The 23900-nt window shown below is 70.7% G+C and carries 20 protein-coding genes, 1 tRNA gene and 1 pseudogene; 5 read left to right on the forward strand and 17 right to left on the reverse strand.

Going from position 1 to position 23900, the window contains the following annotated elements:
* Positions 1–79 precede the first annotated feature (79 nt).
* Positions 80–155 (reverse strand) — tRNA-Glu (locus ACZZY9_RS03705).
* 237 nt (positions 156–392) lie between these two features.
* Between ACZZY9_RS03705 and ACZZY9_RS03710 the strand changes: the two genes are divergently transcribed.
* The 3 genes from ACZZY9_RS03710 to ACZZY9_RS03720 are packed head-to-tail and all read left to right on the forward strand — an operon-like array spanning position 393 to position 3571.
* Positions 393–1916 carry an MFS transporter gene (locus tag ACZZY9_RS03710; protein ID WP_463463031.1) on the forward strand — a complete coding sequence of 508 codons (1524 nt, stop codon included), beginning with the start codon at positions 393–395 and terminating at the stop codon, positions 1914–1916.
* A complete protein-coding gene (locus ACZZY9_RS03715) occupies positions 1909–2895 on the forward strand; it encodes an alpha/beta hydrolase (protein ID WP_463463032.1) in 987 nt (328 codons plus the stop codon). The genes ACZZY9_RS03710 and ACZZY9_RS03715 overlap by 8 nt, the downstream gene beginning before the upstream one ends.
* A gap of 40 nt (positions 2896–2935) precedes the next feature.
* On the forward strand, positions 2936–3571 hold the full coding sequence (locus ACZZY9_RS03720) for an MBL fold metallo-hydrolase (RefSeq protein ID WP_463463033.1): 636 nt from the start codon (positions 2936–2938) through the stop codon (positions 3569–3571).
* A gap of 99 nt (positions 3572–3670) precedes the next feature.
* Here ACZZY9_RS03720 and serA read toward each other — a convergent pair whose 3' ends face one another.
* The 16 genes from serA to otsA form a co-directional block, all read right to left on the reverse strand.
* Positions 3671–5260, reverse strand: a complete 1590-nt coding sequence (gene serA / locus ACZZY9_RS03725; RefSeq protein ID WP_463463034.1) for a phosphoglycerate dehydrogenase — start codon at positions 5258–5260, stop codon at positions 3671–3673.
* Positions 5261–5375: 115 nt separating this feature from the next.
* A complete protein-coding gene (locus tag ACZZY9_RS03730; protein WP_463463035.1) occupies positions 5376–5759 on the reverse strand; it encodes a hypothetical protein in 384 nt (127 codons plus the stop codon).
* Complete coding sequence (locus ACZZY9_RS03735; RefSeq protein WP_463463036.1) at positions 5756–6202, reverse strand: hypothetical protein; 447 nt, start codon at positions 6200–6202, stop codon at positions 5756–5758. Before ACZZY9_RS03735 ends, ACZZY9_RS03730 begins: the two co-directional genes overlap by 4 nt.
* Positions 6199–7338 (reverse strand): mannitol-1-phosphate 5-dehydrogenase, encoded by a 1140-nt coding sequence (locus tag ACZZY9_RS03740; protein ID WP_463463037.1) that lies wholly within the window; start codon positions 7336–7338, stop codon positions 6199–6201. The genes ACZZY9_RS03735 and ACZZY9_RS03740 overlap by 4 nt, the downstream gene beginning before the upstream one ends.
* Positions 7339–7442: 104 nt before the next feature.
* Complete coding sequence (gene ilvC / locus ACZZY9_RS03745; protein WP_320479029.1) at positions 7443–8468, reverse strand: ketol-acid reductoisomerase; 1026 nt, start codon at positions 8466–8468, stop codon at positions 7443–7445.
* An 89-nt stretch (positions 8469–8557) separates the two neighbouring features.
* Positions 8558–9064: an acetolactate synthase small subunit gene (gene ilvN, locus ACZZY9_RS03750; RefSeq protein WP_192058388.1), complete on the reverse strand. Its 507-nt coding sequence runs from the start codon at positions 9062–9064 to the stop codon at positions 8558–8560.
* Complete coding sequence (locus ACZZY9_RS03755; RefSeq protein WP_463463038.1) at positions 9061–10947, reverse strand: acetolactate synthase large subunit; 1887 nt, start codon at positions 10945–10947, stop codon at positions 9061–9063. Before ACZZY9_RS03755 ends, ilvN begins: the two co-directional genes overlap by 4 nt.
* A 131-nt stretch (positions 10948–11078) precedes the next feature.
* Positions 11079–12791: a dihydroxy-acid dehydratase gene (gene ilvD / locus ACZZY9_RS03760; protein ID WP_463463039.1), complete on the reverse strand. Its 1713-nt coding sequence runs from the start codon at positions 12789–12791 to the stop codon at positions 11079–11081.
* Positions 12792–12845: 54 nt separating this feature from the next.
* Entirely contained in the window at positions 12846–13409 is a 564-nt protein-coding gene (gene mnhG / locus ACZZY9_RS03765; RefSeq protein ID WP_463463040.1) for a monovalent cation/H(+) antiporter subunit G, read from the reverse strand.
* Positions 13406–13669 (reverse strand): MrpF/PhaF family protein, encoded by a 264-nt coding sequence (locus ACZZY9_RS03770; RefSeq protein WP_192058396.1) that lies wholly within the window; start codon positions 13667–13669, stop codon positions 13406–13408. The genes mnhG and ACZZY9_RS03770 overlap by 4 nt, the downstream gene beginning before the upstream one ends.
* Positions 13666–14286 (reverse strand): Na+/H+ antiporter subunit E, encoded by a 621-nt coding sequence (locus ACZZY9_RS03775; protein WP_463463041.1) that lies wholly within the window; start codon positions 14284–14286, stop codon positions 13666–13668. Before ACZZY9_RS03775 ends, ACZZY9_RS03770 begins: the two co-directional genes overlap by 4 nt.
* On the reverse strand, positions 14283–15914 hold the full coding sequence (locus tag ACZZY9_RS03780) for a Na+/H+ antiporter subunit D (RefSeq protein ID WP_463463042.1): 1632 nt from the start codon (positions 15912–15914) through the stop codon (positions 14283–14285). The genes ACZZY9_RS03775 and ACZZY9_RS03780 overlap by 4 nt, the downstream gene beginning before the upstream one ends.
* Positions 15911–16489 (reverse strand): Na(+)/H(+) antiporter subunit C, encoded by a 579-nt coding sequence (locus ACZZY9_RS03785; RefSeq protein WP_463463043.1) that lies wholly within the window; start codon positions 16487–16489, stop codon positions 15911–15913. Before ACZZY9_RS03785 ends, ACZZY9_RS03780 begins: the two co-directional genes overlap by 4 nt.
* A complete protein-coding gene (locus tag ACZZY9_RS03790) occupies positions 16486–19488 on the reverse strand; it encodes a Na+/H+ antiporter subunit A (RefSeq protein WP_463463044.1) in 3003 nt (1000 codons plus the stop codon). The genes ACZZY9_RS03785 and ACZZY9_RS03790 overlap by 4 nt, the downstream gene beginning before the upstream one ends.
* Before the next feature lie 147 nt (positions 19489–19635).
* Entirely contained in the window at positions 19636–20415 is a 780-nt protein-coding gene (gene otsB, locus ACZZY9_RS03795; RefSeq protein ID WP_463463045.1) for a trehalose-phosphatase, read from the reverse strand.
* Complete coding sequence (gene otsA / locus ACZZY9_RS03800) at positions 20412–21920, reverse strand: alpha,alpha-trehalose-phosphate synthase (UDP-forming) (protein WP_463463046.1); 1509 nt, start codon at positions 21918–21920, stop codon at positions 20412–20414. Before otsA ends, otsB begins: the two co-directional genes overlap by 4 nt.
* Before the next feature lie 122 nt (positions 21921–22042).
* On the opposite strand from otsA, the gene ACZZY9_RS03805 reads away from it, so the two are divergent.
* Complete coding sequence (locus ACZZY9_RS03805; RefSeq protein ID WP_463463047.1) at positions 22043–23050, forward strand: magnesium transporter CorA family protein; 1008 nt, start codon at positions 22043–22045, stop codon at positions 23048–23050.
* A gap of 107 nt (positions 23051–23157) precedes the next feature.
* A pseudogene (locus ACZZY9_RS03810) lies at positions 23158–23847 on the forward strand (sugar phosphate isomerase/epimerase family protein); the annotation flags it as partial.
* Between the last annotated feature and the right edge of the window lie 53 nt (positions 23848–23900).

Here is a 23900-nt window from a genome sequence, read left to right on the forward strand (position 1 = left end):
TCGACCGGCGACGGGTGCCGGGTACCGGGTGGCGGGAGACGACGAAACCCGCTCAGCCGGAGCCGAGCGGGTTTCGTGGTGGTGACCCCAACGGGATTCGAACCCGTGTTACCGCCGTGAGAGGGCGACGTACTAGGCCGCTATACGATGGGGCCGTATTTGCAACTCGTCGAGTATGCCACAGCTGTCGAGCGCCGCACAAATCGGCCCGGGCGCGCGGTGCGGAGCCGGGTCGCAGGCGCTGCCGGACTGCGCCGGAGCAGCGGGAGTCCGCCTTCTGCGGCAGCGGGTGTATGGTGCTCAGCACTGAGGTAAAAGGCGTCGCGATCTGCGACGCACCCGCACGCGGCATCGGACGAGTCGCCACTTCTTCCCAGAAGGAGTGCGCCCCCGTGTCCCCCAGTCCCTCTTCCACCCGCGGTCGGCTGCGTGCCGGCGACGCGCCTCCCCGGCTCTCCGACTCGTGGATCGCCCTGGCCGGGCTCTCCGCGGTGTTCCTGTTCGAGATGCTCGACACCTCGGTGCTGAACGTCGCCCTGCCGACGATCGGCCGTGAGCTGGGCTCGTCGACGACGGGGCTGCAGTGGGTGTCCGGCGCCTACGCGGTCGCCTTCGGCGGGCTCATGCTCCTCTTCGGCGCCGTCGCCGACCGGGTGGGGCGCCGCCGTGTCATGCTCGCGGGCCTCGCGCTGCTGGCCGTGGCGAGCCTCGCCACCGTGGCGGTCACGACCACCGAGCAGCTGATCGCCGTCCGGGTTCTGACGGGCGTCGCCGCGGCGATGACCACCCCCGGGTCGATGGCGCTGGCGTTCCGGCTGTTCGACGACGAGGGCCTCCGCGTCCGGGCTCTCACGGTGATCTCGACCGCGGGGCTGGTCGGCCTCGCCGTCGGCCCGACCGTCGGCGGGTTCGTGCTCGCCGTCGCCCCGTGGCAGGTGCTGCTGCTGGCCGACGTGCCGATCGCCGTACTCGCGTTCATCGGCATCCGGCGCGGCGTCGCTCGAGACGACGCGGCGGGGCTGCGACGGGAGCCCATCGACGTGGGCGGTGCGCTGCTGGGCGCTGCGACCGTGACCGGGCTGCTCGTGACGCCGAGCGTCCTCGTGGGGGCGACCACCGCCTCCTCGTGGGGGTGGGTCGCCGTCGCCCTGACCGTCGCGTGCGGGGTCGGGTTCGTCGTGCGCCTGCGGACGGCGGGGCACCCGGTGGTGGACCTGCACCTGCTCGCCCGCCCCCTGGTGTCGAGCGGCCTGGCGTTCAAGGCCGCGTCGGGCCTCGCCGTCGCCGGGCTGTCGTACCTCGTCACGCTGCAGCTGCAGTTCGCCTGGGGCTGGCCGCCGGCCCTCGCCGCCATCGGCACGCTGCCGCAGGTCGTCGTGCTCCTGGCCGGGGGCCGTCTCGTCGGGCCCTTCGTGCAGAGGGTCGGCCTGAGCCGGGCCGCCGGGGTCAGCGCCGCCGCTGTCGTGTCGGGCCTCGCGGTCTTCGGCGCCCTGAGTCGTCATGGGTACGTCTGGGTGCTCGTCGCGCTCGTGCTCGTCGCCGTCGGCATGCGCGTCGTCGGCGTCGTGGCCGGAGCCTCCGTGCTCACGGGTCTCCCGGCCGACCGCACCTCGGTCGGCGCGGCCCTCGTCGACACCTCGAGCGAGCTCGCCGGAGGAGCCGCCGTCGCCGCCGCGGGCACGATCGTCGCCGCGTTCGTCACCGGCAGCATCACGACCGCCCCGTGGACGGACTCGCGGCTCGCGTCCTTCGAGAACGCCCTCACCGTCGCCGGGCTCGGTCTCGCCGCGGTCGCCGCCGTGCTCGTCGCGGTCGGGATGGTCCGGGCCCGGGCCGCCGACACCACCCTCGGCACCACTGCACCCGCCCCCTCGTCCGCTCTCACCCCCACCACCCAGGAGTCCTCCCGTGTCTGACACCACCGCCCTGCCCCGCCCGCCGTTCGACCCCGACTTCGCGCCCTTCCTGGAGGCGATGGACGCCCGCGGCCGCTTCCGCCTCGAGACCGCCATGCTGCCGCAGATGCGACAGCTGGACACGACGGAGGCGCAGCTCGACGAAGGACTGCGGGCCCGCGGCCTCGAGAGGCGCAGCATCACCGTCCCCGGGCACCTCGGCGACCCGATCGCCCTCGCGGTCGTCCAGCGCATCGGCCGCACCGGCACCGCGGCCTGCGCCTACGCCATCCACGGCGGCGGGATGATGTTCGGCCACCACCTCGGCAATCTCGACTCGTACGACGACTGGCTGCTCGTGCACGACGTCGTCCTGATCAGCCCCGACTACCGTCTCGCCCCGGAGCACCCCGACCCGTACCCGGTCGAGGACTGCTACGCCGGCCTGGTCTGGGTCGCCGAGCACGCCGACGAGCTCGGCGTCGACGCCGAGCGGATCGTCCTGGTCGGCCAGAGCGCCGGAGCCGGGCTCGCGGCCGGCACGGCGCTCCTCGCCCGGGATCGGCGGGGGCCCGCCGTCGTCGGGCAGGTGCTCGTCAGCCCCATGCTCGACGACCGTGACGCGACGCTCTCCGCCCGGCAGTTCGACGGGGTGGGCGTCGCGGACCGCGAGATGACCCGGTTCGGCTGGGACGCCTACCTCGGAGACCGTCGCGGCGGCGACGACGTGTCGATCTACGCCGCTCCCGGCCGGGCGACCGACCTGACCGGCCTGCCCCCCGCCTACGTCGACTGCGGCAGCACCGAGGTGTTCCGTGACGAGACCGTCGCGTACGCGAGCACGCTCTGGGCGGCGGGCGTGCAGGCGGAGCTGCACGTGTGGCCGGGGGCGTTCCACGGGTTCGGGAGCATGATGCCGGAGGCGACCCTGTCGCGCCGGGCCGTCACCGCCCTGCGCGACTGGACCGGGCGTCTCCTCGAGCCGACGCCCTCGGGATGACTCGACGGCGTCGCCTGGATCCGCGCGTAGAGTCGCGCCCATGCGCCTCACCAAACTCGAACACGCCTGCCTGATCATCGAGATCGAGGGGCGGCGCCTGGTCGTCGACCCCGGGTCGTTCGGATCGCCGATGATCGACGTCGCCGACGTCGACGCCGTCGTCGTGACGCATGAGCACCCCGACCACTGGACGCCCGACCAGCTCGCCCACCTGCTCGCGACGAACCCCGGCATGACGATCCACGGTCCGGCCGGAGTCGCCTCCGCGGCGGCCGACTTCGACGTCCACGTCGTCGCGGACGGCGACACGATCGAGGTCGGCCCGTTCGGCCTCGCGTTCCACGGCTCGCGTCACGCCGTCATCCACGAGTCGATCCCCGTCGTCGACAACGTCGGCGTGCTCGTCGACGGTCGGCTCTTCTACCCCGGCGACGCGTTCACCGTCCCGCCCGTTCCCGTCGAGATCCTCGCCGCACCCGTGGGCGCCCCGTGGTTGAAGATCTCGGAGGCCATGGACTACGTCACCGCCGTCGGCGCGACCACCGTGTTCCCCACGCACGAACGCACCCTCAGCGATGCCGGGCTCGCCATGCACTTCGACCGGCTCCGGTCGAGCGCCGAATCGGCCGGCGGGCGGGCCGTCCTGCTGGCGGCTCACGAATCCCTCGAGATCTGAGGCCGCGCCTCCTCGGCGACGTCTCGGCCGCTCCACCGCCGGACGACGGACCGCCCGCCCCTGGATACGGGGGCGGGCGGTCAGGGGGGTGCGGTCGGACTAGAGCGTGATGTCGATCTCGCGCAGCAGCTCGGCGTCGATCGCGACGCGGACCTTCTCGACGAGCTCGTCGGGCGCGGGGCTGTCGATGGTCAGCACGCTGAGCGCCTGGCCGCCCGCGCTGCGACGCGCGATCTGCATGCCGGCGATGTTGATGCCCGCCTCGCCGAACTCGCGCCCGTAGACGGCCACGATTCCGGGGCGGTCGCCGTACACCATGACGAGGTGGTGCTTCGCGAGCGGCACCTCGACGTCGTAGCCGTTGATCTCGACGATCTTCTCGACCTGCTTCGTGCCGGTCAGCGTGCCCGACACCGAGATCTGCGAGCCGTCGCTGAGCGAGCCGCGCAGGGTGATGACGTTGCGGTACTCGTCGCTCGCCGGGTCGGTGAGCAGACGGACCGTGATGCCGCGCTGCTCGGCCAGCAGGGGCGCGTTCACGTAGCTGACCGACTCGCTGACGATGTTGGTGAAGATGCCCTTGAGTGCGGCGAGCTTCAGGACGCTGACGTCGTACTCGACGAGGTCGCCCCGCACCTCGACGTCGACGCTCGTGAGGGGGCTGTCGGCGAGGCCGGAGAAGACCTGCCCGATCTTCTCGACCAGGCCGATGCCCGGTCGCACGTAGGGGTCGATGACTCCCCCGGCGACGTTGACGGCGTCGGGGACGAGCTCGCCGCCCAGGGCCTGGCGCACCGAACGGGCGACCGAGACGCCCGCCTTCTCCTGCGCCTCGGACGTCGACGCACCGAGGTGCGGCGTGACCACGACGTTCTCGAGAGCGAGCAGCTTCTGGTCGACGGGGGGCTCGGACACGAACACGTCGAGGCCCGCACCGGCGATCTCGCCCGTCGTGAGCGCCTCGTAGAGGTCGCCTTCGTCGATGAGACCGCCGCGCGCGACGTTCACGACGAACGCGCTCTTCTTCATGGCCTTCATCTGCTCGAGACCGATCATGCCGGTGGTCTCGGGGGTCTTCGGCATGTGGATGGTGACGAAGTCGGCCGTGGCCAGCAGGTCGTCGAGCGAGAGGAGCGTGACCCCGAGCTGCTGCGCCCGCGCCGGGGTGACGTAGGGGTCGTAGGCGACGACGTTCACGCCGAACGCCTGCAGACGGGCCGTGATCAGGGCACCGATCCGACCCAGACCGACGATGCCGACGGTCTTCTCGAACAGCTCGACCCCGGTGTACTTCGAGCGCTTCCACTGACCCTGCGCGAGGGCCGCGTGCGCGGCGGGGATGTGCCGGGCGAGACTCAGGATGTGCCCGACCGTCAGCTCGGCCGCCGAGATGATGTTCGACGTGGGGGCGTTGACGACCATCACACCGGCGGTCGTGGCCGCCTTGATGTCGACGTTGTCGAGGCCGACGCCGGCACGGGCGACGACCTTGAGGTTCGGTGCCGCGGCGATGGCCTCGGCGTCGACCTGGGTGGCCGAGCGCACGAGCACGGCGTCGGCGTCGGCCAGCGCGGCGAGGAGGGCCGGACGGTCGGTGCCGTCGACCGATCGCACGTCGAAGTCGGGGCCGAGGGCCTCGACGGTTGCGGGTGAGAGTTCTTCTGCGATCAACACGACGGGCTTTGCCACGGAGACGATGTCCTTAAAGAGAGAGTCGGGGGACGGCCGCGACGCGCCGTGGGCGCGGCTGTCGTCACTCTATCGACTCCGTCGACGTGTGACGCCCCGGGTCGGCGGGACGGCGTCAGACGCTCTGCACGTACGCCGTGATCGTCAGGCTGAGGGCGGCCACCGCAGCGAGGCCCGCGAGCATGACCAGCGCCACGACGGGCAGCGGCCGACGGCGGACCACGACGAGCGCGGCGACGAAGGCCGCGGGCGGCAGCGCCACGTTCGCGATGAGGGCGAACCACGGCGGCGACGCCACGAGACCGTCGAGGCCGTTCTCGGCGTAGAAGTCGTTGTTGGCGTATCGCGCCTGCCCCGGCACGGAGACCAGGTTCGTGACGGCCTCGAACAGGTCGTAGGCGAACAGCAGACCGAACAGCACGACGAGGGCGACGAACACCACCGAGGAGGCGCGGTCGCGTCGGGTGCCGACCGTCGCCCCGGCGGATGCCCGGCTCATGCGCCCGCGCCGATCAGGAGGGGCCAGGGGGCGACGACCAGCGCGCCGACGATCATGGCGAGGATGCGCCGGCGGGTGGCCGCAGCGGGCACGAGCACGATCGACGAGACGAACCAGAGCACCGGCGCCGCCACGGCCAGGAGCACGCCGAACCGCCACAGGCCCGTCGCGACGGGGGTGGCGAAGGTGTACCCGAAGCGGCCGACGAGGGCGACCCAGCCGACCGAGCAGAGGAGGAAGACCCCGCCGAGCACCCCGTGGGCGATCAGCGACGCCGAGCTCATCGGCCGGACGGCGCTCGGGTCGTCGTCGAGGTCGCCGTCGGATCCGATCGTCGAGGCGTGGCGGGCCGGGCCGTCGATGTGGCTGGCGTCGAGCTCGTCGCCCCAGCTCAGCGCGTCGTCGTCTCCGTGGTCGGGTGCGCCGGGGCCGCTCGGGGTCATGCCGACGTCTTGGCGGCCACCGCGTCGCGCAGAGCCGGGAAGAGCGGGTGGTCGGCGAGGACGCCCGTGAGCGTCGTCGTCAGCTCGTCGACACCGAGGCCCGAGACGAGCAGGGCCTGCAGCTCGACGCTCTCGACGTCGTCGGCCACGGAGAAGTCCAGGGCGGCACCGACGGCGCGGACGAGCGCCTCGGACGGCATCCCCCGCTCGGCGAGCTGCGCCGCAGGACCGACGAACCGCTCGTGCCGACTGAGCTTGCGGAGCGGGTTGCGCCCCACCCGCTCGGTCGTGTCGGGGAGGTGCGGGTTCGCGATGCGCACCAAGTTCTTCTCGATGTAGGCCTGCTGCGCGTCGGCCTCGAGCCCGTGCTTGGCGACGAGGAGGGACTTGGTCTCGGCGAGCACGCCCCGCACCTCGGCCATGACCTCGGTGTCGTCGAGAGCCTCGCGGATGCTCGTGAGACCGCGACGGAACCCGTGGTAAGCCGCCGCCGCGTGGGCGGTGTTGACGGTGAAGAGCTTGCGCTCGATGAACGGCTCGAGGTCGTCCACCCAGGTGACGCCCTCGATCTCGGGTCGGTCGTCGCCGAACGGCGTGCTCTCGACGACCCACTCGAAGAACGACTCGATGGTGACGTCGAGGGTGCCGCCGGCCTGCTCGGGGACGATGCGGTCGATGGCGCAGTTCGCGAAGACGGCATTGCCGGCGGGGTCGTGCTCGCGCACGGCGGCGGCCAGCGAGTCGGTCGCGTTGATGGCGTTCTCGCAGGCGATGACCGCGAGGGCCGGGCGGTCGGCGTCGCGGGCGGCGAGGCCCTTCGCGATGACCGGGGCGACGAACGGCAGGATGCGGGCGCCCACCGCGGTCGTGACGATGTCGGCGGCCGCGATCTCGGCGACCAGCGCCTCCTCGTCGGAGCGGCTGTTGATCGCCCGGTAGCCGTCGACGACCGTGGTGCGGCTGTCTTCGCCGACCTCGTGCACCTCGAACGACGACTGCGACTGCAACGAGCCGATGAGGTCGTCGTTCACGTCGGCGAACACGACCTCGTATCCGCTCGCATGGAGGAACTGGGCCACGAAGCCGCGGCCGATGTTGCCGGCGCCGAAGTGGACTGCTGTCTTGCGATCTGCCATGCCTTAGATCATGCCACGGCGAGGCCGACCGGGCGGACGCCGCGAGGGCCCCGCACCGGGCGGTGCGAGGCCCTCGTGGGGTGACTCGGTGACGAGACGGGCGACTAGCGGGCGGCGCTGCCGTCGACGTAGTCGGCGTCCTGCTGCTTCCAGGCGAACAGCGCGCGGAGCTCCTGGCCGGTGGCCTCGATGGGGTGCTCCTCGCCCTTCTTGCGCAGCTCTTTGAACTCGGGGGCGCCGGCGTCCTGGTCGTCGATGAACCGCTTGGCGAACGCGCCCGACTGGATGTCGGCGAGCACGGCCTTCATGTTGTCCTTCACGTCGGGGGTGATGACGCGCGGGCCGGAGACGTAGTCGCCGTACTCTGCCGTGTCGGAGACGCTCCAGCGCTGCTTGGCCAGGCCGCCCTCCCAGATGAGGTCGACGATCAGCTTGAGCTCGTGCAGCACCTCGAAGTAGGCGATCTGCGGCTGGTAGCCGGCCTCGGTGAGGGTCTCGAAGCCGTACTGGATCAGCTGCGAGGTGCCGCCGCAGAGCACCGCCTGCTCGCCGAACAGGTCGGTCTCGGTCTCTTCGGTGAAGGTGGTCTTGATGCCGCCGGCACGCAGACCGCCGATGCCCTTCGAGTACGACCAGGCGAGGTCCCAGGCGGAGCCCGAGGCGTCCTGCTCGACGGCGACGATGACAGGGACGCCGCGGCCCGCCTCGAACTCGCGGCGGACCGTGTGGCCCGGACCCTTGGGGGCGACGAGCACGACGTCGACGCCTGCGGGCGCCTCGATGTAGCCGAAGCGGATGTTGAAGCCGTGCCCGAAGACGAGCGCCTTGCCGTCGGCGAGGTTCGGGGCGATGTCGTCGGCGTAGACGTGGCGCTGCACCTGGTCGGGCGCGAGGATGACGATGACGTCGCCCCAGGCCGAGGCCTCGGCGGGCGTCTGCACGGTGAACCCGGCCTCTTCGGCCTTGGCGCGGCTCTTCGAGCCCTCCTTCAGGCCGACGACGACCTCGACGCCCGAGTCGCGCAGGTTGAGCGCGTGCGCGTGGCCCTGCGATCCGTAGCCGATGACGGCGACCTTCTTGCCCTGGATGATCGACAGATCGGCGTCGTTGTCGTAGACGATTTCAGTCACAGTGGTGATACTCCTCGGTTGTCGACGGGTGTCGGTGGATGTCGGTTGATGGGGGCCGAGGAGGCGCGGGTCGACCGCGCCCCGCCGGTCTAGTTCTTGAAGACGCGGTCGGTGATCGATTTCGCGCCGCGGCCGATGGCCAGCAGACCCGACTGCGAGATCTCCTTCACGCCGTAGGGCTCGAGCACGCGGAGCAGGGCGTTGGTCTTGCCCGTGTCGCCGGTCACCTCGATGACGAGGGCGTCGGTCGAGACGTCGACGACCGAGGCGCGGAAGAGCGTCACGGCCTCGAGCACCTGCGATCGGGTCGTGTTGTCGACCCGCACCTTGATCAGCATGTGCTCGCGCTGCACCGACTGCGAGTAGTCGAGCTCGACGATCTTGATCACGTTGACGAGCTTGTTCAGCTGCTTCGTGACCTGCTCGAGCGGGAGCTCCTCCACGTCGACGACGACCGTGATGCGGCTGAAGCCCTCGAGCTCGCTCTTGCCGACGGCGAGGCTCTCGATGTTGAAGCCGCGGCGGGCGAAGAGGCCGGCGACCCGCGTCAGCAGACCCGGCTTGTCTTCGACCAGGAGGCTCAGGACGTGGCTCATGCGTGCTCTCCTGTCATGTCGCCGTCGCGCGTGGTGTCGGAGGCGCTCGTGCCGGGCGCCTCGTCGTCCCACTCGGGAGCGAGGGCTCGGGCGTGCTGGATCGCGGAGTTCGAGACGCCCTGGGGCACCATCGGCCACACCATGGCGTCGCGGCTGACGACGAAGTCGATGACGACCGGGCGGTCGTTCGTCTCGAGCGCCAGCTTGATGGCGGCGTCCACCTCGTCTTCACGACGCACGCGGATGCCCAGGGCCCCGTACGCGTCGGCGAGCTTCACGAAGTCGGGCACCATGCGCGTCTCGTGCCCCGTGTTCAGGTCGGTGAACGAGTGGCGGCCCTCGTAGAACAGCGTCTGCCACTGCCGCACCATGCCGAGCGACGAGTTGTTGATGATCGCGACCTTGATCGGGATGTCGTTGATGACGCAGGTGGCGAGCTCCTGATTGGTCATCTGGAAGCAGCCGTCGCCGTCGATGGCCCAGACCACGCGATCGGGCTGCGCGACCTTGGCGCCCATGGCGGCCGGGACGGAGTAGCCCATCGTCCCCGCGCCTCCGGAGTTGAGCCAGGCGTTCGGACGCTCGTACTGGATGAACTGCGCCGACCACATCTGGTGCTGTCCGACGCCCGACGCGTAGACCGCCTCGGGGCCCGAGAGCTCGCCGATCCGCTGGATGACACCCTGGGGCGAGAGGAGGCCGTCGTCGGGTTCGGTGTAGCCGAGGGGGAACTGCTCGCGCAGCCCGTCGAGGTGCTCCCACCAGGCCGAGATGTCGGGGCGCGTGCCACCGGTGACCTCGAGGAAGGCGCTCGTGAGGTCGGGGATGACGACCTTCGCGTCGCCCACGATGGGGACGTCGGCGATGCGGATCTTCGAGATCTCGGCGGGGTCGATGTCGACGTGGACGACCTTGGCGTTCGGCGCGAAGAGATCGGCCTTGCCCGTGACGCGGTCGTCGAAGCGGGCGCCGAGCGCGATGATCAGATCGCTCTCTTGCAGACCGAGCACGGCCGGGACGGTGCCGTGCATGCCCGGCATGCCGAGGTGCTGCTGGTGCGAGTCGGGGAACGCGCCTCGAGCCATCAGGGTCGTCACCACGGGGGCGCCGGTGGCCTCGACCAGGGTCTTGAGCTCGGCGGACGCGCCGGCGCGGATGACCCCGCCGCCGACGTAGAAGACGGGCTGCTTCGCATCGGCGATCATCTGGGCCGCGGCCGTGATCTGCTTGCCGTGCGCCTTGGTCACCGGTCGGTAGCCCGGCAGGTCGACGACGGGCGGCCAGATGAAGGGCGCGCTGTTCTGCTGGGCGTCTTTGGTGATGTCGACGAGCACCGGGCCGGGTCGACCCGTGCTGGCGATCTGATAGGCCGCCGCGAGGGTGGCGGGGACGTCCTCGGGCTTCGTCACGAGGAACGAGTGCTTCGTGATCGGCATGGTGATGCCGACGATGTCGGCCTCCTGGAAGGCGTCCGTGCCCATCAGGGTCGAGAACACCTGACCGGTGATGGCCAGCAGGGGCACGGAGTCCATGTAGGCGTCGGCGATGGCCGTGACGAGGTTGGTCGCGCCGGGGCCGGAGGTGGCGATGGCCACGCCGACCCGACCCGACGAGGCCGCGTAGCCCTCGGCGGCGTGACCGGCGCCCTGCTCGTGCCGGACCAGGATGTGACGGATCGCCGTCGAGGCCATCAGCTCGTCGTAGAACGGGATGATCGCGCCGCCCGGCAGGCCGAAGACGTCGGTCACGCCGAGGTATTCGAGCGACTTGAGGATCGCGCCCGAGCCGGTCAGGACGGGAGGCGCGGTGGTGGCGTCGGGACTGGTGCCGCGCCCGGAGGCACGGGTCGTGCCGCCGGGGAGGGGCGTCGCTTCTGGAGGCATCGGGGCCGGGTTCCTCTTCGTGATGATGTGACGGTGATGACGGGGTGTCGCCGCTGCCGGTCGAGCCCTGGCCGCCGTGCCGGCGGTCTCGGTGGGCCGACCCCGACCGAGGACCGCCCGGGAGGCGCGGCCTAGTAGGTGACGGCGCCTTCCGCTGCGGAGCGGACCTGGCGTGCGTACTTGGCGAGGACACCGCGGGTGTATCGCGGCGGGAGGGGCTCCCAGCCGTCGCGGCGGGAGGCGAGCTCAGCCGGATCGACGAGTAGGTCGATCGAGCGAGCGGCGATATCGACCCGAATCAGATCACCATCGCGCACGAAGGCGATCGGACCTGCGTCGACCGCTTCGGGTGCTATGTGGCCGATGCACAGGCCGGTTGTGCCGCCTGAGAATCGTCCGTCCGTCAAGAGTAGTACATCTTTTCCGAGCCCTGCGCCCTTGATGGCGGCCGTGATGGCGAGCATCTCGCGCATGCCCGGCCCGCCCTTGGGGCCCTCGTACCGGATGACGACGACGTCGCCGGCCTCGATGCGGCCCTCCGTCAGGGCGTCCATGGCCCCGCGCTCGCGTTCGAAGACCTTGGCCGGGCCCTCGAAGACCTCGGCGTCGAAGCCGGCGGTCTTCACGACGGCGCCCTCGGGGGCGAACGTGCCGCTCAGCACGGTCAGCCCGCCGGTCGCGTGGATCGGGTTGTCGAGGGTGCGGAGCACCTCGCCGTCGAGGGGCTTCGGCTTGATCGCCTCGAGGTTCTCGGCGACCGTCTTGCCGGTGACCGTGAGGCAGTCGCCGTGCAGCAGCCCGGCGTCGAGGAGGGCCTTCATGACGACGGGCACGCCGCCCATCCGGTCGACGTCGTTCATGACGTACTTGCCGAAGGGCTTGAGGTCGCCGATGTGCGGCACCTTGTCGCCGATGCGGTTGAAGTCGTCGATCGTGAGGTCGACCTCGGCCTCGTACGCGATGGCGAGAAGGTGCAGCACGACGTTCGTCGAGCCGCCGAAGGCCATGGCGACCGCGATGGCGTTCTCGAAGGCCTTCTTCGTGAGGATGTCGCGCGTCGTGATGCCGAGCCTCAGCATCTCGACGACCGCCTCGCCCGAGCGGTGGGCGAAGTAGTCGCGACGACGGTCGGCCGAGGGCGGGGCGGCGGAGCCGGGGAGGCTCATGCCGAGGGCCTCGGCGACGCTCGCCATCGTGTTGGCCGTGTACATGCCGCCGCAGGCGCCCTCGCCCGGGACGATCGCGCACTCGATGGCCTTGAGGTCCTCTTCGCCGATCGTGCCGGCCTTGTAGGCGCCGACGGCCTCGAACGAGTCGATGATCGTCACGTTCTTCTCGGTGCCGTCGCTGAGCTTGACCCAGCCGGGGGCGACGCTGCCCGCGTAGAGGAAGACGCTGGCGAGGTCGAGGCGCGCGGCGGCCATCAGCATGCCCGGCAGCGACTTGTCGCAGCCGGCGAGGAGGACCGAGCCGTCGAGGCGCTCGGCGTTCATGACGACCTCGACGCTGTCCGCGATGACCTCGCGCGACACGAGCGAGAAGTGCATGCCCTCGTGCCCCATCGAGATGCCGTCGGAGACGGACACCGTGCCGAACTGCAAGGGGTAGCCGCCGCCGGAGTGGACGCCCTCCTTCGCACCCTGCGCGAGACGATCGAGCGACAGGTTGCAGGGGGTGATCTCGTTCCAGCTGCTGGCGATGCCGATCTGGGGTTTGTCCCAGTCGGCGTCGCCCATCCCGACGGCACGGAGCATGCCCCGGGAGGTCGTGGCTTCGACGCCGTCGGTGACGACTCGGCTCCGCGGTTTGATGTCGATCCCTACCGGGGTGTCCTTCTCTGGCATGGGTCGAGTTTAGGGCGTGACGACGTGTGCTCCGTCCACCCGGGCCGGGGGCGGTCAGAGCCCGTCGGAACCGCCTCGTCGATCGTCGCCGGCCTGCCGCGGCAGGCCCTCCGAGTCGCGCTCGACGAGACCGTCGCCGTCGGCCGTGGAGTGGTCGCCCACGCCCTCGACGCGGTCCATCTCGACGGCCAGGGCGTCGGCGGATCCGACCGGGAGGTCGGTGACGTCGATGTCGGCGTCGTCGCTCTCGACCGTCTCGGCGAGCTCGCCCGCCGCACGGGCCACGGCCTCGTCGAGCTCGTCGACGACGAGCTGATCGCGCCGGAGGTCGCCGTTCCGGTAGCCGGCGCGCCCGATCATGTGAGCCGAGATGGGCGCCGTCAGCATCTGGAAGACGAGCACCACGAGGAGGGACGCGATGGTGCCGACGGTGTGCTGGTCGAGCGCGATGGCGGCGAGCACGAGGATGAGCCCGAAGATCTGCGGCTTGGTCGCGGCGTGCATGCGCGAGAGCGCGTCGGGGAACCGGAGCAGGCCGATGCCCGCGGCGAGCGAGAGCAGCGCACCGGCGATGAGCAGGACGGACGACGCGATGTCGTAGACGGACTGGGAGATCATGACGGGTCCTGCCTGGAGACGTACCGGGCGACCGTGATCGATCCGAACACCGCCGACAGCGCGAGCACGATGATCACGGGGATCGTGCGGGTGTGCCCCGAGAAGACCATGTCGGCCGCGAGCACGCAGATGAGCGTCGTCAGCAGCATGTCGGAGGCGATCATGCGGTCGAGGATCGACGGACCCCGGACGATGCGGATCACCGAGGCGAGACCGGCGAAGGCGAACAGCGCGCCCACGACGTATTCGACGACGATCATGAGGGACCCCCTTCGGAGGACGAGGACGGGGACACCGGGTCGTGCACCTCGGCGGCGGCCGGCGTGCCGTCCGCGATCCGCCGGAGATCGTCGGTGCTGCCCAGAACACGGGCGATCCTCTTCTCGACGACCAGCACGCCCGAACGGACCGCCTCGACCTCGTCGGCGTCGGAGACGCCGAGAGCGTGCAGGTAGAGGATCGACCGCTCGCGATCGGCCTCGACGACGAGCGAACCGGGGACGAGCGAGATCGCCTCGGCCACCAGCGTCATGATGAAGTCCGATCGCGTGTGCAGCTGGACGGCGACGATGGCGTTCGAGTGGACCCCCCGGGGGCCGACGGCCTGCCAGGCCACCTGCACCGACGCGCGCACGAGATCGACGACGAAGTGCGCCAGGAACACGAGCGCGTACCAGATGTTGAACCGGCCGCTCAGCTCGACCGGGGGCAGGAAGAACACCCGGGTGACCAGGAGGGCCACCGCGACACCCGTGACGAACGCGAGCACCGTGAACTGGCTCCACAAGCACATCCACAGCACGACGAGGCCGATCAGCAACGGCATCTGACGGGCGAGGCTGCGACCCACCTCGCCGCGTGACGGGCGTCCGGTCATGGCGTGCTCCCCTCGTCGACCGATCCCCCGGCGGGTGTCGGTGCCGGCGACGAGTCGTCGCCGCGGGTCTCGCCCTCTCCTGAGGGGAAGACGAGCTGCACGTACTCGTTCGACCCGTACACGCGGCCGGCCGCCCGCTCGGCCACGCCGTAGAGCGGCCCGGCCGCGAAGGTGAGCACGAGCGACACGAGGACCATCCCGGCCGTCGCGCCGACCATCGTGCGGGGGTTGGTGCGCTTCTGCTGCACGGCCACGCGACCCGGCGCCTCCTCGAGGTGCTCGGTGAACGGCGACTCGTGGTCGTCGACGTCGGCCTTCGGACGCCAGAAGGCGAGGTTCCAGGCCCGCATGAGCGCGTACAGGGTCAGCAGCGACGTGAGGGCGCCGGCGCCGATCAGCACGTAGACGAGCGGATCGTCCAGTCGCGCACCGGCCTCGAAGAGCGCCACCTTGCCGATGAAGCCCGAGAACGGCGGGATGCCGCCCAGATTGAGCGCCGGGATGAAGAACAGCACCGCGATGATCGGGGCCGCCTTGAGGAGCCCGCCCAGCCTCGTGATGGAGGCCGTGCCTCCTCGGCGCTCGATCAGCCCCGCCCCGAGGAACAGCGTCGTCTGGACGGTGATGTGGTGCACCACGTAGTAGATGGTGGCCGCCAGCCCCTCGACCGTGCCGAGGGCGATGCCGAAGATCATGTAGCCGATGTGACTGACCAGCGTGAACGAGAGCAGACGCTTGATGTCGGCCTGCGCGACCGCGCCGAGGATGCCGACCACCATCGTCAGCAACGCGATGATCAGCAGGTAGACGTTGACGTTGCTCTCGACGAAGAGCACGGTCTCGGTCCGGATGATCGCGTAGACGCCGACCTTCGTCAGCAGACCCGCGAACACCGCCGTCACGGGCGCGGGCGCCGTCGGATACGAGTCGGGCAGCCAGAACGACAACGGGAAGATCGCGGCCTTGATGCCGAACGCGGTCAGCAGCATGACGTGGATGATCGTCTGCACGTCGGCCGGGATGGTGTCCATCCGCTGGGCGATGTCGGCGATGTTCACCGTGCCGAGCGCGCCGTAGATCATCGCGATCGACGCGAGGAAGAGCACCGACGAGACGAGGCTGACGACGATGTAGACCACGCCGGCGCGGATGCGCTGCTCGGTGCCGCCGAGGGTGATCAGCACGTAGCTGGCCACCAGCAGGATCTCGAAGCCGACGTAGAGGTTGAAGAGGTCGCCCGCGATGAAGGCGTTGAAGACCCCCGTCGCGAGGATGAGGTACGTCGGGTTGTAGATCGAGACCGGAGCCTCGCCGTCGCCGTCGGCCTGCCCCTGCCCGACCGAGAAGACGAACACGGCCAGCAGCACGATCGACGAGATGCTGAGCATCAGGGCGGCGAGGCGGTCCACCACGAGGGTGATGCCGTACGGGGCCTCCCAGCCGCCGACCTGCACGGCGATGGCGCCCTGCGTGTCGACGACCACGAGCAGCACGAGGCTGATGACCACCACGATGCCGAGGGCGACGATCGAGAGGATCGACTGCAGCCGCGGGCGACGACCCGTGATCAATGCGGCGGCCGCGCCCAGGAGCGGGACGAGGACGACGAGGGGGACGAGGAAGCTCATGCGTTCTCGCTCTCGTCGGGCTGGTCGGTGCGGTCGGTGCGGCGGCGGCCGGTGCGGCCTGAACCGGCGGGGTCGGTGCGGCTCCCGGCGGGGTCGCCGAGGGCCGCCCGACGGAGCGCCTCGGTCGGCACGGCGGCCTCGGCGCGATCACCGAACTCGGTGTCACCGCCGGCGACGTCGTCGCCGTCGCTCTGCGAGTCCTCCTCTTCGGCGGGGACGCCGCGGCGCCCGATCTCGAGGTCCTCGACGTCGTCGACGACCGTGTCGACCTGGGCCAGGCGCCACGACCGGTAGATGAGCGCGAGCATGAAGGCCGAGATGCCGAAGGTGATGACGATCGCCGTCAGCACGAACGCCTGCGGCAGCGGATCGGCGAAGTCGACCGGCGCGGCCTGGCCGTCGACGATGGGAGCAGCCCCCCGGCGGCCCGACATGATGAGGATCAGGATGTTCGTCGCGTTTCCGACGAGCAGGAACCCGAGCAGCACCCGGGTCATGCTGCGCTCCAGCAGCAGGTAGACGCCGCAGGCGTAGAGCGCCGCCATGACGACGATCAGGACGAGCGAGACGCTCATGCGCGGCCTCCGTCGGTCGAGGTCGGGCCGGAGACCGAGACGGGGAGCGTCTCGCCGGCGTCGTCGGGCTGCGGCACCGGCGAACCGGTGTCGTCCTCCTCCTCCTGTCGATCGACCTCGGCGCCGAGGCTCCGGAGGACGTCGAGCACGAGCCCGACGACGACGAGGTACACGCCGATGTCGAAGAAGGTCGAGGTGACGAACTCGAGGTGCCCGAGCAGCGGGACCTCGCCTTCGACCCAGGTGGACGTCAGCGCGTCGGCCCCGAAGAAGAGGGGGACGAGCGCGGTCGCGCTGACCGTGAGCAGACCGGCGCCCAGCAGCTTGCCGGCGTCGAGCGGTGCGGCCGCACCGAGCTCGTACCGACCGCCGGCGAGGTAGCGGGCGACGAAGGCGAAGCCTGCGACCAGCCCGCCGGCGAAACCGCCGCCCGGCGTGTTGTGCCCCGCGAAGAGCAGGTAGATCGAGACGACGATGATGGCGTGGAAGATGAGCCGGACGACGACTTCGAGCAGGATCGATCTGTTCTGCGGCGCCAGCTTGCGACCGGCGAGGAGCCAGGCGCGACGATCACCCTCCGTGCTGTCGCCGATCTGCACGATCGAACCGCCGTCGGGCACGACGGGTGCCGGCTCGCGCAGGGGCCGGACACGGGCGAGGAAGCGCTGCGCCCGTGTGCGACGCGCGGGTCGGGGCAGGATGTCGGCCCGCGAGGTGATGAAGACCAGGCTGGCGACACCGGTGGCCGCGACGATGAGCACGGCGATCTCGCCCATGGTGTCCCAGCCGCGGATGTCGACGAGGGTGACGTTCACGACGTTCTTGCCGTGACCGCCGTCGACGGCGAGCGAGGGGAACGCCCCCGAGATCGTCGCGCCGGGCCGGGCGCCGAGCGCGACCACGGCGATGGCCGCCATGACGGAGCCGACGGCCACGCCGATGACCGCGCGCGCGACCCGGTGCGTCCGGCCGTTGCGGTCACCGAGACGGGCGGGCAGGCGCCGCAGCACGAGCACGAAGGCGATGAGCGTGATCGTCTCGATGAGCGCCTGCGTCAGGGCGAGGTCGGGCGCCCCGTGGAGGGCGAACAGGGCGGCCATGCCGTAGCCCGTCACCCCGACCAGGACCACGGCCTGGAAGCGCTTGTTCGACAGCGCCGCGGCGATGGCCCCGACGATCATCAGGACGCCGATCGCGAGCTGAGCGGGATAGTCGAAGAGCACGGCCGAGCTCGGCCACGTGCGGTTCAGCGACAGCGTCACGATGGACGAGGCGATGAACACCACGAGGATCGTCGCCAGGTAGAACGGCAGCGAACCGCGCTGGGTCGTCGCCGTCGTGCGCGAGGCCGTGCGGTCGATGCCCGCCATGATGCGGACGTACCCGTCGGAGGCGCGGGGCAGGAACGAGACCGCCTTCTGGAAGGCGGACACCCGGTCGCGCTGCCAGAACAGCAGGGCGCCGACCGCCAACGAGATGGCGGTCAGCCCCAGGGCGGGCTCGAGACCGTGCCACAGCGCCAGGTAGTACGGCTCGTGGTCGCCGCCGCCCGCCGGGAGGGTGTCGGCGTAGCGGGCGAACACCGGGTCGACGGGGTGTGCAAGGAGACCGAGCACGAGACCCGCGACGGCGAGGACGACGGGGGCGAACAGGAAGTCGATGTGCTCGCGGACGAAGTCGACCGGTTCGACGCCCTTCTTGCGGGCGAAGGCCCCCCAGAGGAACCGCAGGCTGTAGGCCGTGGTGAGGATCGATCCGACCACGACGCCCACCAGGGCGATGACGCCCCAGACGGCACCGGACTCGGCGTCGTGCAGCAGGGCGGTGAGCACGGCTTCTTTCGCGACGAACCCGAAGGTCGGCGGGACGCCCGCCATGGAGGCGAGCGCGAGCACCGTCACGACGAGGAGCACCGGCGTCTGACGACCGAGACCGCTGAGCTTGCGGAGATCGCGGGTGCCCGTGCGGTGGTCGATGACGCCCACCACGAGGAAGAGCGTCGACTTGAACAGCGCGTGGGCGACGAGAAGCGCCAACCCGGCGAGGGCGGCGTCGCGGGTGCCGTAGCCGACGACGATCGTGAGGAACCCGAGCTGGCTGACCGTGCCGTACGCGAGGACGAGCTTCAGGTCGTGCTGCCGCAGAGCGCGATAGCCGCCGAGCACCATCGTCACGACGCCGACGGTGACGATGATCTCCTGCCAGCCGGGCGAGTCGTGATAACCGGGCGCCAGTCGGGCGACGAGGTAGATGCCCGCCTTGACCATGGCGGCGGCGTGCAGGTAGGCGCTGACCGGAGTCGGGGCGGCCATGGCGGCCGGCAGCCAGAAGTGGAACGGCACGAGGGCGGACTTCGACAGGGCGCCGACGAGCACCAGCACGACGGCAACCGTGACGGCCGTGCCCGAGGGGGGCTCGGCGACGAGTGCGGCGAGGGAGCTCGTCCCGCCCTGCACGGCGAGGATGACCAGGCCCACCAGCATCGCGAGACCGCCCGCGGTGGTGACGATCAGGGCCTGCAGGGCGGCGCCGCGACTGGCCTGCTTCGACGTGTAGTGGCCGATCAGCAGGTACGAGAAGACGCTCGTGGCCTCCCAGAACACGAAGAGCACGAAGACGTCGTCGCTCGTGACGAGGCCGTACATGGCACCGGCGAACGCGACCAGGACGGCCGCGAATCGCGCCAGCCCGGCCTCGTCGCTGTGGAAGTAGCGCGCGCAGTAGACGAGCACGAGCCCGCCGATGCCGGTCACGACCAGGGCGAGGACCCAGGCCAGGACGTCCATCCGCAGGGTGAGCGAGATCGCCAGCTGCGGGATCCACGGCACGGTCTCTTCGGGGACCTCCCCCGACAGGACCGCGGGCCCCTGCAGGGCCGTGAAGACGAAGACCGCGAACGGGACGAGCGAGGCCCACAGGAACAGCGACGTGCCGAGGCGGCGTCCGATGCCCGCGACGACCACGGCGGCCACCGCGAAGGCTGTCAGGGCTACGATCACGACGACCTCCGTCGGCTGGCGACCTCGTCTACCGATCGGGATGAACGGGCGCGGGGAGTCGGGCGGAGAGTCCAGACTACCTTGCAGGCACCTGGGAACGCCCGGTCGCGTTCGCCTCGGAGCCGACCCCGGCCGACCCCGGAGACCTCAGGAGTGCCCGAGGTGCGCCCGGAGATCCGCCAGCTCGGTCAGCAGTCGCGCGACGGCCTGCGGGTCGGCCACCCGGTGCCCCGCTCGCGACTCCCCCGGTCCGACCTTGACGGCCAGATCGCCCTCTCCGAGGGCCGCGAAGCCGTCCTCGTCGGTGACGTCGTCGCCGGCGTAGAGCACCCCGGTCGCGCCCACGATGTCGCGCAGCCGATCGATGCCGTCGTTCTTGCCCGTGGACCGGACGGCGTACTCGAGCACGTTCTTGCCCGTCCGCGCGTGGATGCCGTCGAGCGCGCCGACCGTGCGCCGCGCCTCCGCCAGGACCGTCTCGGTGGTCTCGTCGTCGGCGAGGCGCGTGTGCAGGGCGAGACCGGCGGGCTTCTCCTCGACGAAGACGCCCTCGTGCCCCGCGGCCGCCGCGTGCACGGCGTCCGAGAGACGGGCGCGCGCCGCGACCTCGTCGGGGGTGAGCGAGGTCTCGTGGCCGTCCATCCGCAGCTCGATGCCGTGCGAGCCCACCAGCAGCACCTCGTCGGGCGTCTCGCTGATCGCGCTCAACGAGGCGAGATCGCGCCCCGAGACGAGGGCCACCGTGGTCGACTCGGCCGCCGCGAGTCGTGAGATCGCGGCGAGCGCCTCGGGCAGCGCCCTGGCCTCGAGGGGCGCGTCGACCTCGGGCGCGAGCGTGCCGTCGAAGTCGAGGGCGACGAGGAGGCGCGGGGTCGTCGCGAGACGACCGAGCGCGTCGGACAGGGCGCGGGGGTCTTCGGAGGTCATTCGGCGGGGCTCTCTTCGGTCGTTCCGGTGGACACGGCGTCCGCCGGGGTGATCTGCTGGCCGGGGCGCACGTTCTCGAGCGCCTGCAGGAACGACGCCGACCACTTGGCCACGTCGTTGTCGAGCACCCGGCGACGCAGGGCCCGCATGCGGGTCGTGCGATCGCGGCGCGGCATCTCGATCGCCCGCATGATGGTGTTCTTCAACCCGCCGATGTCGTGCGGGTTGATCAGCAGCGCGGTCTTGAGCTCGTCGGCGGCGCCGGCGAACTCGCTGAGCACGAGCACGCCGTCGTTGTCGCGGCGGACGGCGACGTACTCTTTCGCGACGAGGTTCATGCCGTCCCGGAGGGCCGTGACGAGCATGACGTCGGCCGCGAGGTAGAGGGCGACCATCTCTTCGCGCGGATAGCCGTGGTGGTGGTAGCTGATGGCGGTGTGGCTCATCGTGGCGTAGTCGCCGTTGACGCGGCCGACGGTCAGCTCGATCTCGTCGCGCAGCTGCTTGTAGGTCTCGACCCGTTCGCGGCTCGGGCTCGCGACCTGCACCAGCGTGGCGTCCTCGACGCTGAGGCGACCGTCGGCGAGCAGCTCGCCGAACGCCTTCATACGGTGGCGGATGCCCTTCGTGTAGTCGAGGCGGTCGACCCCGAGCATCACGGTCTTGGGGTTGCCGAGCCCCTCGCGGATCTCGCGCGCCCTGGCCTGGATGTCGGGCCGCGCGGCGAGCTCCTCGTAGCTCGCGGCGTCGATCGAGATCGGGAAGTGCTTCGCGAGCACCCGGCGGACCTTCTTGCCGCGCTTCGACACGGGAGCCGACTCATCGTCGACGGGCACCTCGACGTACGGGCGGGTGGTGCCGTAGCCGAGCAGATGCCGGACGGCGCGGGAGAAGTTCGACGCGTCGTCGGCGCGCTGGAACCCGATGACGTCGGCGCCGAGCAGCCCCTCGAGGATCTGCTTGCGCCACGGCAGCTGCGAGAAGATGCCGAGCGGCGGGAACGGGATGTGGTTGAAGAAGCCGATGGTGAGGTCGGGGCGGGCCTCGCGGAGCATCCGCGGCACGAGCTGCAGCTGGTAGTCCTGAACCCAGATGGTGCCGCCCTCCTCCGTGATCTCGGCGGCGCGGTCGGCGAAGCGCTGGTTGACCTGCACGTACGCCTCCCACCAGACGCGGTGGTAGGTCGGGGCGGCGATGACGTCGTGGTAGAGCGGCCACAGGGTGTCGTTGCTGAACCCCTCGTAGTACCGCTGCACCTCTTCGGCGCTGAGCGGCACCGGGACGATCGAGATGCCCTGGTCGTCGAACGGCTCGAACTCGAGGTCGGGCTGACCGGCCCAGCCGACCCAGGCGCCGTCGTTGGCCTTCATGACCGGCTCGAGGGCGGTGACCAGGCCGCCGGGCGAGTGCTGCCACGAGGCGCTGCCGTCGTCGGCGATCACCCGGTCGACGGGGAGGCGGTTGGAGACGACGACGAAGCCGTAACGTTCGGAAGAGTCGGGCATGAGGTGGGTCAGCTCCTGTCGGATCACCCGCACGGACGCGGGACGGCCAGATTATCAGCGGGGGTCGTGGGGGCGCCGGGGTTCCGCCCGGTGTCCGAGGCCACGGGAATAGCATTCGCCTCATGACCGACACGCGACCCGCAGGCACCAGCAGCAGCACCGCGACCGTCACGAGGGCCTACCGCCGCGGCGAGCTCATCGCGCACGGGTTCCCGCTCGCCGAGGTGAGCGACCACCTCGAGGACGGCGACTGCATCGTCTGGGTCGACTTCACCGACCCCTCGGCTGCCGATCTCGCGGAGCTCGAAGACGAACTGGGCCTGCACGAGCTGGCGGTCGAGGACGCCCTGCACGACGGACAGCGCCCGAAGATCGACCGGTACGACGGCCATCTCTTCACCGCGCTGTACGACGTGGACTTCGACCGGGGATCCGGCGTGCTCACCACGAGCGAGGTCAAGGCGTTCGTCACGTCCCGGGCGCTCGTCACGATCCACCACCCCGAGTTCGACGTGTCCCGGCTCGAGAGGACCTACGACGACAACGTCGACCTCACGACGCATGGCGTGACCTACCTGCTCTGGGGTCTGCTCGACAGCGTCGTCGACCGGCACTTCGACGCGACCGACGCGCTCGACGACGAGATCGAGGGGATCGCCGACGATCTCTTCGACCCGAAGCCGAGGACCCTCGACGTCCAGAAGCGCTCGTTCGCCCTGCGCAAGAGCCTGGTGCAGCTCCGCCGGGTGTCGTCGCCGATGCGCGAGGTGCTGAACACTCTGCTGCGTCGCGACCTGAAGGAGGTCGATGCCGAGATGCAGCCGTACTTCCAGGACGTCTACGACCATGTGCTGCGCGTCTCCGAGCAGAACGACTCGCTGCGCGACCTCGTCTCGACGATCCTCGACACGAACCTCAACCTGCAGTCGAACCGGATGAACCTGATCATGAAGAAGGTCACGAGCTGGGCCGCCATCATCGCGGTGCCGACGGCGATCACCGGCTTCTACGGCCAGAACGTACCGTACCCGGGGTTCCAGTCGACGACCGGGTTCGTCACCTCGTGCGTGCTCATCGTCGCCATCGGCGGCGTGCTCTGGTGGCAGTTCAGACGCCGCGACTGGCTGTGACCGGTCGTTCGCGAACTGTTCACCCGGCCCGCCCCGGGGCTCGGGCGCGCCGGTCGTAGCCTTGCCGCGTGATCACGGTCGGAATGAGCACGTCCTGCGTCTTCCCGATGTCGACCGACGAGGCCTTCCGGCTCGCCCGGCTCACCGGCTTCGACGGCGTCGAGGTGATGGTGACCGCCGACCGCGGCACTCGTCGCGCCGACCTGCTCCGCGCCTCCTCGGCCCGCTGGGGTCTGCCGGTGCTCTCTGTGCACGCGCCGGTGCTGCCGATCGCCCACTTCGCGTTCGGTCGCGATCAGCGCGACAAGCTGCTCCGCTCGGCCGAGCTGGCCGCGGACCTCGGGGCCTCGACGGTCGTCGTGCATCCCCCGTTCCTCTGGCAGCGGCGGTACTCGGCCGGGTTCGTCGAGACCGTCCGCGAGATCGCCGGGTCGACCGGGGTGACGCTCGCGGTCGAGAACATGTTCCCGTTGCGCGTCGGGCCGCTCGGGGTCGACGTCCACCGGCCCGGCCACGACCCCTCGGGCATCGACGTCGACGCCGCGACCCTGGACTTCTCGCATGCCGCGGTGGCGGGGCGCGACGCGCTCGATCTCGCGCTGGCGCTGGGGCCGCGCCTCCGGCACGTCCATCTGACCGACGGCCTCGTCTCGCAGCGGCCCGGTGGACTGCACGACTCGCATCTCGTGCCGGGTGACGGCACCCAGCCGGTGGCCGAGGTGCTCACGCACCTGGCCCGCTCGGGATGGTCGGGCTCGATCGTCGCCGAGGTGCACACCGGCACCGCCGGTCGGGCCGAGGAGGCGCGGGTCGAGCAGCTGCGGCGGACCGTCGCCTTCGCACGTCGGCA

Source organism: Frigoribacterium sp. AC394, assembly GCF_979258095.1.

Excerpts from the sequence above, each read along its gene's own strand:
- otsB (WP_463463045.1), bottom strand. The coding sequence starts at position 20,415 with ATGACCTCCGAAGACCCCCGCGCCCTGTCCGACGCGCTCGGTCGTCTC.
- ACZZY9_RS03785 (WP_463463043.1), bottom strand. The coding sequence starts at position 16,489 with ATGAGCGTCTCGCTCGTCCTGATCGTCGTCATGGCGGCGCTCTACGCC.
- ilvD (WP_463463039.1), bottom strand. The coding sequence starts at position 12,791 with ATGCCAGAGAAGGACACCCCGGTAGGGATCGACATCAAACCGCGGAGC.
- ACZZY9_RS03805 (WP_463463047.1), top strand. The coding sequence starts at position 22,043 with ATGACCGACACGCGACCCGCAGGCACCAGCAGCAGCACCGCGACCGTC.
- ACZZY9_RS03740 (WP_463463037.1), bottom strand. The coding sequence starts at position 7,338 with ATGGCAGATCGCAAGACAGCAGTCCACTTCGGCGCCGGCAACATCGGC.
- ACZZY9_RS03770 (WP_192058396.1), bottom strand. The coding sequence starts at position 13,669 with ATGATCGTCGTCGAATACGTCGTGGGCGCGCTGTTCGCCTTCGCCGGT.
- ilvN (WP_192058388.1), bottom strand. The coding sequence starts at position 9,064 with ATGAGCCACGTCCTGAGCCTCCTGGTCGAAGACAAGCCGGGTCTGCTG.
- ACZZY9_RS03755 (WP_463463038.1), bottom strand. The coding sequence starts at position 10,947 with ATGCCTCCAGAAGCGACGCCCCTCCCCGGCGGCACGACCCGTGCCTCC.
- ACZZY9_RS03780 (WP_463463042.1), bottom strand. The coding sequence starts at position 15,914 with ATGAGCTTCCTCGTCCCCCTCGTCGTCCTCGTCCCGCTCCTGGGCGCG.
- ACZZY9_RS03775 (WP_463463041.1), bottom strand. The coding sequence starts at position 14,286 with ATGACCGGACGCCCGTCACGCGGCGAGGTGGGTCGCAGCCTCGCCCGT.
- ACZZY9_RS03730 (WP_463463035.1), bottom strand. The coding sequence starts at position 5,759 with ATGAGCCGGGCATCCGCCGGGGCGACGGTCGGCACCCGACGCGACCGC.
- otsA (WP_463463046.1), bottom strand. The coding sequence starts at position 21,920 with ATGCCCGACTCTTCCGAACGTTACGGCTTCGTCGTCGTCTCCAACCGC.
- mnhG (WP_463463040.1), bottom strand. The coding sequence starts at position 13,409 with ATGATCTCCCAGTCCGTCTACGACATCGCGTCGTCCGTCCTGCTCATC.
- ACZZY9_RS03735 (WP_463463036.1), bottom strand. The coding sequence starts at position 6,202 with ATGACCCCGAGCGGCCCCGGCGCACCCGACCACGGAGACGACGACGCG.
- ACZZY9_RS03720 (WP_463463033.1), top strand. The coding sequence starts at position 2,936 with ATGCGCCTCACCAAACTCGAACACGCCTGCCTGATCATCGAGATCGAG.